We start from the raw sequence: 9,099 nt of genomic DNA on the forward strand, positions 1-9,099 counted from the left end.
TGAAAGTAAATGCAACAGCTGTATAACACCTGGTAATTATCTAGTTCAACAACTGACAACAAGGTTGAATACTGGTTATTCCCATGAATAAGCCACTACACCAACCATCAGTTCCTACAAGCTGCTTTATATAAATCCTGCATAATTTATTTCAATAGTTCCCGGTCACCAGTTAATGTAAAGAACGATAGCAAAATCCTGATCATTAAAATATCCACCTACATTCCAGGTGACAGTATACTCATAGATATCATAGGGGTATCTATCGATAATAATCAGCTGGACATAGAAATATTCATCTGATAATTCCCTTAAAATAATCTGCTAAACATTGATCAAACAATACTCGCAACAGTAGCAGTTGATAACATTTTGCAGGTCCTCATTCTGAAAAAAGATTTAAATAATACAAATCAGCGGGATGGTTACAATAAACAGATAGACAAACAGGTGATAGGTTTTATCATCATCGCGGGGCGTTTTATAGAGATGCAGGCGCACAGCCACCCACCAGTGCCAAAGCGTTTCTATGATGAGAATAATGATCACCGGTTTGTTGAAAAACAGGCGTGTCAGATCAATCTGCGTAAGAATAGCGCAGCAGTAAATCAGCGGGGAAACAATCAGGAAATAAATGCTCAACATAATACGCGCCATGCGGTCGCCTATTTCCAGGGGCAGGGTTTTCCGTTCCATTACTTTATCCCCTTCCTGATCACGCATATCCTGCAGGGGCAATCCAAATCCGGCCCAAACGCTCAGCACAATAATGAAGGACCAGACATTAGGTTGCAGCCGGTCTACAATTTCCCATTCAGCTGCCAGCAGGGTAATGGTACCCAGGCTAATACACACCAGGTTCTTCGTAATCCAATGCCGGCTGCAGCCCCATCTGCACAACAGCAGTGTAATGAACTGCCAGGCCAACGCCAGCCAGAACAGGTGCAGTAAAACGGCTATGATATCGAAGAGGATATTATAAATAATGAGTCTTTTGCCCGCCATACTGGCGCTGATCAATCCTGTTACCAGGGGCCGGTCAGGTTTATTGATACGGTCTTCATCTACGGAGTTAATTTGATTGGCAACACAAAAAGTTAAGATGTAGAAAAGGGTATACCCTATTGAAAACAACAAGAGTAGGGGCAATTCGTTAATAGGTTTTTTGCAGTAAATCCAGGCGGTAAAGAAGGTAACAAAACAAGGGATTACCGTATCCCATATATCATTCTTAATAAACCGCCAGATCAGCAATAATTCCCTGCAGATTGCCTTAGATACCGGTTCAATGTCAATGTGCGCTGCTCGCATTTGTAGCTGAGGGAAAAAGAAATCCACATCTTAGCTAAAATTAACAAATGCTGCTGCGATGATATCACATGGACATGACGGATCAGGCCACTTCCTGGGCGGGACTGCGGCAATATTATCAGCTGGTGCGATAATGGCTCAGGACACTTCCGGAATCTCCCGGGCGGGCAGATGCCGGAGCAGTAAATCTTCCAGGTCGTTAAAATCGTATGGTTTTACCAAACAATCGGTAGCCCCGCTCTCCAGCAAGGTCCCAATTTTATTGATCAACAATCCTTCATTGTCTATTTCCAATGTATCGCCGGTCACTACAATTACCGGCAGATCCTTATAGGCGGCAATACCGCGCAGATACCGCAACAGGGCGGTCCCGTCAATTCCCGGCATAACAGAGTCTGTGATAACCAGGTCGGGCTTTTCCGTCAGGATGAGGTTAATACCTTCTCTCCCGTTCTCTGCAGTGAGAATGGTAGCCCCCCTGGAGACCAGCGGTAATTTGAGTACCTGCAGGGAGATATAATTGTCATCAATGAGCAGGATTTTATAACCAGCCAAAGGCAATGCCGTACGCTGCGCACCTCCCATCCCTTTATCCGTGACAACTGCTTTGCTAATCTGTAGCGGAATGAAGAAGGTAAACTCCGTATTTCCTTTCGCACATTTAACAGAAATACGGCCATTCAGGCCTTCCACCAGGTGTTTGGTAATGACCAGCCCCAACCCTGTACTGTTGACGCCACGCTGCGCCTCGAAGCTCCGGAATAGCTGCTGCATTCTTCTCGCAGAGATAACTCCCTCATTGGTCACACTGAAAAACAGGTTCCTGTCCTGGGTGTATACCTGCACCTGGATAACACTTTTTTTGCCGGCAAATTTTACGGCATTGCTACATAGATTATTGATAATTTTCGTCAGGGCTACTTTTTCCACAACGATGGCTTCCGGCAGTTGCTCCTGAAAATCCACCTCTATTTCGATTTCGCGGATACGGGCCACATATTGATGGGGAAATATACACGACTCTACAAACTGTTTTAAGATCACCGGCTCATACACGGGCATATCTGTTTTACCCGCTTCCAGTTTGGAAAGATCCAACACATTATTAATAATCTGGGTACCTTGTAAGCTGGCTGCATAGAGATAGTTCACTGCCTTCGCCGTTTCCGGGTCCTTAATTTCTTCTACAGATGCCTGCAGGATCTGGCTGATAGAAAACACCACACCCAGCGGGGTACGCAATTCGTGGCTGGTTTCCCGCAGGTAGATGCTCTTGGCAATATTCGCCTGTTCTACCTGCCGCAATAACTGTTTATTCTCCAGGATGAACTGATCATTTTTTTGTATGATCAGCCAGGTGACAAACATCATCAGTACCAACATGCCAATCCAGCAGGTAACCCGTACGGTTGCTTCTGTCTGGAGCGACATGGGAATTGGTTTTACCAGTCCCCAGTGGTTATTGGCAGTAATAATGATAAAGAGTGCGATGGCCGTGAAAATACAAATCATCCGCACCATCTTTTGTTTATACACGAGAAAAGAAGCGCCGATAATAAACGTCAGTAAAAATGCCGTGACCAGTTCTGCCGGCATAGCTCTGCCTAAAAGACCACTGAAAAAGATGGCAAAAAACACGTGAATGACCAGCGTGGCGATATTAGCCAGGAAGTGTTTTTTCATTTTGTTTAACACGATGATGCCCATCAGCAAAACACTTTCTGTACATACACTGATCAATAATAACCTGGACCCGCAAAGCGAATAAAGATACAATCCTATGCCCAATACACTGATAGCAGCCAGTAAGGCCAATACATTCATCACTATCACAGGTCGCTTTTCTGAATCCAATTCCAGCTCTTCTGAACCGGCATACAATAATCTGGTCAACGCGGACTTGAGAGGGTTCATTTTAGTAAGATTCGATTATAAACAAATTGTAGGTACGCTGTTAATTTAATCTGAATGAATCAGAAAAGTGTTAACCAAATGTAAATGGTCCTATTTGCTTTGGCTTTTCTGCGATCTCTCTCTCCACTCCTTTCCTGAAAATGTCGTTCAGGGTAACTTTACCCCTCACCGACTCCTTTTCCGGCAGGTTTAAGCAGCCCCCTACCGGTGGAGATCCAGCCACCACCTACCTCCTGGAACAAAAAAAATACAGCAAGTAATAAATTCAACCTTTTTCCTTTACGGGAATGATCTCGTTTATTACTTACTGCATCTTCAATTTCCTATCCCTTATATATCCATATGTTCAGTATTTATCTCCGCCTCATCTATACAGCCAACAACCCCCATTTACTGCACAATGACCATTTTCTGTGTTGTTTTGCCGGCAGCCGATTGCAGGATAACATAGTATACGCCAGCCGGCTCATTCCCGACGTCGAACGGTACCACATTCAACCCTTTATGGGTTTGTACCTGTTTTCTCCGGCGCGGCTGTCCATGTAAGGTTTGCAGGGAGATATCCACCCACTCCGCTTTTGCTGCCGTAAACTCAATACGGGCGTTATTTTTCACCGGATTGGGAATAACCCGGAAAACAATGCCTGCTGTGGGTGATGCTGTCAACAGATCCGGGATGGGCTGCATCCCAGGCGCCTGTGGCAGCGTAATAGGTTCCGGCCCTCCGCAATTACTGATGGTAACTTCCAGCTGCGGCCGTAATGCCGCATTGTTGTTTTCGGCCGAAGCAAATACCAGACTACGAAATATAGAATCCAGCTGTAACCGGACCGAAAAACCATAACGCTGGGCGGGCACCTGATTTACGATGTCCTGTACCAGCGTCGTAACATTCACAAAGGCATTATAGTTCCATTGCGACGTTGACGCAGGCAGCACCGTTTGATGCACGGTCGTAACGGTAGGCTGATTATTCCAGGTAAGGGTGTTTTGTGTCCATGGACTGGTTACCCGTTCAATCCAGCAGGCATTCGGCGTTGTATTTCCCTGTGGCGCCAATATGCTGGTATTTTTACCATATAATCTCAACACCGCATTCAACACAGTCGACCCCTGCGGAATCTGATCCATTCCGGTAAAATCAATATAGAAACGGCTAAAGCCTGTTGTACCACCAATGCCATAATAAGTCCATGCTGAAACAATCAGCTCCTCCAATGATCCCAGGTTCGTCGCTCCATAGGCGGGCAACCCGTTAATGAAATAAACCGGTGCATCGCGCGCGTTACAAACGGACGACTGGAACTGAAACGTAATCTGTGCCTGCAGATTACCCGTCAGCAATAATAAACCCAAGGTGATTACTTTAAGGTTCATAATGATGAATTTAGCATGAAAGGATGCAGATACCTATCGATAGGAAGTTGGAATAGTAGTTACCTACAAAGTTACAGGCAGGCACAGGTAATAATATCGCACAAAAATGGCCTGAACTCCACTATTTTCAGGCCATTTTAGCTATTTGCAATCAACAGAAATCAGCAGCTGGCATATTACTTCGGTGGCCGCATTACTTGTTCCGGCAACGCATGACACAGCAGACAAACCAGTTCTGTTTTGTTAACTCATGTTGATAAAAAAACGACGACTCACCGACAGGAATTGCCGGCCAGGCTGCGGGTGCACGATAACCGCAGAGGCTATAAAAGGTTGTAAACAGGTTGTGGTAATGATGTGGTATATAAAATTCAGGAGAAGCAGACCGTATAATCCTTACAGCCCACTCTTCTTTAGCAATAAATCATTTACAGTTGATACACTTGATATGCATCTCCCGATATGGATAACTATTTTTTAAAAAGTCTATCTTCTCTGAGGCTATTATATCTCGCAAACGAACCATCATCCTTATTATCCCTTTGGCAGAAGAACAACAATACCTCATCTATGACTAGTATTTATTGAATAATTCACAAAACAGAAAATTCATCTTTTCTTCTCCATCAATATTTATTATGACCTTCTTCAAATCAAACATAAAGACTGGTTCACCATTTTTTAGGGTATTATTCAGATTCACACTAAAATACCCTGGATGATAATCTACGAATACATTTTAACCAGGGAAAAGTTGGTCATCTTTAATTTGATATATAGTAGGATCAAAAAAAGATCAGCGAACAAATATTGGCATTGTTCCAGTTCATTTTAAAATCCTCCGGTGTCATTTTTTGTTTTAGTTTAATCCGTTTTGAAGGCTAAATAACGAGCGGACTGTAGTCGTTTCTTGTCATCTTAACCATCTCAAAACCTCGCTCCGATATCCTACACATTAAAACCGGGTAGCAATTTGATACTTCTTATTTGTGATTATTGGCATAATCACTTGCTATGCTAAAGCGTGCCACCTATAAATCAATCTTAACAACCACTATCGAAGCATACGCCTCTATGAGTATCATTATGAAAAAAGTAATGACATAAACCATTATTTTTTTTCCTTCGCCGACAGATTTCCCTGCAGACTTTCTTCCCATATAACTGCGGCCCTTATTGACACCACCCCTCCTACCTTTATATCTCCTGACGACAATCCTATTAACCCTGATCTCAGCCATAACAGTTATTCCCGAACGGCAACCGAAAACCAGTAGACCTGTATAGTTACCCAACATATCGTATCCTTTATTCCATCACCCTTAAAACCCGATCATGAAAGCACAATTTTACCCCCTGAAAAAAGCAGCACTATTGCTGCTCCTATTGCTATGTATCGCAGTAAGGCAAACCTATGCCCAGGTATATGCCAACGCACAAACCAACGGCACTACAGGCGTTTGCCTGCTCTGCGGTGTCAGTAATCCGGGAAATCCGGTTAACAACAGTAACCTGACCGACTATTCTACCTTCAACATCACAGCAGGGCTTTTAGGCGTAACGGTGTATCAAACCCTGATTTTCCCTTCCGCCAGCAGTGTGGGCTGCGACTCACTAGTCATTGGTATCGGCAGCGGCAATGCCATACTATCGGCCAACCTCCTGGGAGGCGTGAGCATACAGACGTTCAACGGTGCCACCCCCAACGGAGATTCTCAGGTAATTACCTCACCGATTCTCCGCATCCTGGAAAACAATACCCAGGGCCTCGTATCCATCAAACCCACCAAAACATTTGACCGGGTAAAAATTACGTTGAGCAGCAGCCTGGTAGGATTGTTAAACTCCTTTCAGTTGTATTACGCCTACCGTACCCCTGCCATACCGCCACCCAACGCCACCGACAGTATTACTATCTGTGCAGGACAAACCACAGCAGTGACCGCAACTACCCTACCCGGCGCCACTATCAGCTGGTATAGTGCAGCTACCGGCGGCACTTTACTTGCTACCGGCAGCAGCTACAATGTATCACCAGCCGTTACCACCACCTATTACGCAGAAGCCAGTCTGGGTAGTTGCAAAAGCATACGCAAAGCCGTGAAGGTAATTGTACGGGCTAAACCCGCCAATCCGGCGTATACCGTGCCGCAAGGGCTTACCTGCGGTAGTTTCAACATTCCAATAACAAACCATCAGATTGGCTTCACCTACAACGTACTGGTGAAATACAGTTTCTTTGGCACCCCGCTGTTTGATACTGCTTTTACGGTTGTCAACAGTAACACGGTAACAACGCCTAACTACACCGCCACCAGAACCGCGCAGGCAGACATTTACATACAAACGGTGAACCCGATTACCGGTTGTAAATCGGACACTGTGCATAAGCTCTACAACGTTAATGCAGCCGGCGGGCCGGCCCTCGTGGATTTCGACAGTGTGACCATCTGTAAATACGACAGCGTAACCCTGCATGCCTATAACACCGTATTCGCCGGCGCCTTCATGCGCTGGTATGATGCACCTGTTGGCGGCAACCTGCTGTATACCGGTAGTTTTTATAAAGTAAGTCCGGCCGTCACCACCACCTACTACGCGGCTACCTCTATCGTTTGCGAAAACCCACAGCGTAAAGCCGTGAAGGTAACAGTGACAAAGATCCCCGACCCGATCACCTCTGTTACACCTGCTTTCACCTGTGGACCTGTAAAAATTGCGGTATTAAATCATCAGCCAGGCTATAACTATCGGGTAAAAATCAATTACGTATACCTGTTCCAGACGATCTTTGATACTTCTTTTGTAGTGGTAAATAAGGACACCATCGTTACACCTAACTATTCGCCTACTGTTTTTGCCCAGGGAGAAACATATATACAGGCCATTGATCCGGTAAGTGGCTGCCGGTCCGACACCACTTTCCTTAAATTTATCCTGAGTGGAGACGGCGGCGCCCCTGTAGTAGATGCAGACAGCGTAACCATCTGCAAAGGTGACAGTGTAACCCTGCATGCCTACAACCCCATCAACGATGCCTTCAATACGGTTTGGTACGACGCGCCTACCGGCGGCAACCTGCTGTTTACCGGCAACTATTTCAAGGTAAGTCCGGCGGCTACTACAACCTACTATGTAACATCCAGGCTGCAGTGTGAATATAAATTCCGCAAACCCGTGAAAGTAAAAGTGAATCTCTGCAGTGAGCCACTCATGAGTAACATCATCGGTAAACCCAATACACCTGTCAGGGATCTTACCATCTATCCAAATCCTACGGATGGTACCATTCGCTTTATAACAGATAAAAATCTTTCCGGTAGTCTGGCTATTGTAAGAGATATCAATGGCCGGGAAGTACAACGAACCATCCTGACGCAAAATGGTTTAAACCTCTCCGCACATCTGCCGGAAGGAATTTATTTCCTGCAGGTTATTAAAGATAAACAGGAAATATACCGGGGTAAAGTTATCCTCAGGCATTAATCCTCGTATCATCTTCTCTTAAAAAAGAAAGCTGCGCCAAAAATTTTATATTACTGTTGGTGCAGCTTTCTTTTTTTCTGATAAAAATTATTTTTTGAAGCGCTGCCCGCATTAGCAGGAGTCCCCCCTAAATAACACTTTCCCTTTATTGCTTCCCATACGTCTAAAGTGCTGTTTTACCGCAGTACTAAATGCGATCTTCAACGCAGTATCCTGTGTTACCCGTTATAACCCACAATACCCCTGATCCTGCTCATGCTAATGATGACTATCTTTTTTATTAAACCATAAATTTTAATGATGAAAAATTCACAAACAATCCTTAAGACGCTTTCCAGAAAAGCCATGAAAAATGTCATGGGCGGCCTGACAAGACCAATACAAACCGACATTCCATGCGATGCTTCAAATGGCTGTGTGCTGAAATGTCATATACGGCAAATGCGGAGCGGATATTGTAATCTGGCCGTGAATCGTTGCATATGTTACATCTAATATTTTTTTATCAGTAAGGAGCAACAGATATGGGGCATCTTTTCTGCTGTCCTGCGTGTATTAAAACACCCTGTATTCCCCGGAAAGTTAATACGCCGTCAGGCGGTCTGCTAGTTAAACACAAGTAAATTTTGTGATTTCCACACACCTGTATTCCTACTTCTCCTAAACACAACAACACCCTTCATTTTATTTAACACCTAAACTTCAGATCATGAAAAAATTAGTATCAAACGCTAAAATGCTTTCCCGTATTGACATGAAAAAAATTAACGGCGGTGTTGCCGCCGCCAATAATTCCTGCGACCAACCTGGTGGATGTACCTGGTATTGCATGCTGAAGGGGCATTCCGGAGGCCGTTGCTATGAAAAGCTGAATATTTGTCTGTGCAGGGATTTGTAATCGTATCGCTGATAGCGATACGACTGATACATTAAAAGTATCCCATAGCGCATTTTTTCAACAGCAAAGAGCTGGTCCGAAAGACCAGCTCTTTGCTGTTGATAGGTGTTGGT

5 protein-coding genes are annotated in these 9,099 nt (G+C 44.6%); 2 read left to right on the top strand and 3 right to left on the bottom strand.

From position 1 onward, the window contains the following. Positions 1–399: 399 nt before the first annotated feature. The 3 genes from OL444_RS24720 to OL444_RS24730 form a co-directional block, all read right to left on the bottom strand. Positions 400–1,311 carry a UbiA family prenyltransferase gene (locus OL444_RS24720; protein ID WP_264729156.1) on the bottom strand — a complete coding sequence of 304 codons (912 nt, stop codon included), beginning with the start codon at positions 1,309–1,311 and terminating at the stop codon, positions 400–402. A 138-nt stretch (positions 1,312–1,449) separates the two neighbouring features. Then, complete coding sequence (locus tag OL444_RS24725) at positions 1,450–3,225, bottom strand: ATP-binding response regulator (RefSeq protein ID WP_264729155.1); 1,776 nt, start codon at positions 3,223–3,225, stop codon at positions 1,450–1,452. Between the two features lie 390 nt (positions 3,226–3,615). Beyond that, positions 3,616–4,602 carry a DNRLRE domain-containing protein gene (locus OL444_RS24730; protein ID WP_264729154.1) on the bottom strand — a complete coding sequence of 329 codons (987 nt, stop codon included), beginning with the start codon at positions 4,600–4,602 and terminating at the stop codon, positions 3,616–3,618. Between the two features lie 1,335 nt (positions 4,603–5,937). On the opposite strand from OL444_RS24730, the gene OL444_RS24735 reads away from it, so the two are divergent. Further along, a complete protein-coding gene (locus tag OL444_RS24735; RefSeq protein WP_264729153.1) occupies positions 5,938–8,088 on the top strand; it encodes an Ig-like domain-containing protein in 2,151 nt (716 codons plus the stop codon). Between the two features lie 709 nt (positions 8,089–8,797). Continuing rightward, complete coding sequence (locus OL444_RS24740) at positions 8,798–8,986, top strand: hypothetical protein (RefSeq protein ID WP_264729152.1); 189 nt, start codon at positions 8,798–8,800, stop codon at positions 8,984–8,986. Positions 8,987–9,099: the final 113 nt, after the last annotated feature.

It is taken from the genome of Chitinophaga nivalis (assembly GCF_025989125.1).
Lineage (GTDB): Bacteria > Bacteroidota > Bacteroidia > Chitinophagales > Chitinophagaceae > Chitinophaga > Chitinophaga nivalis.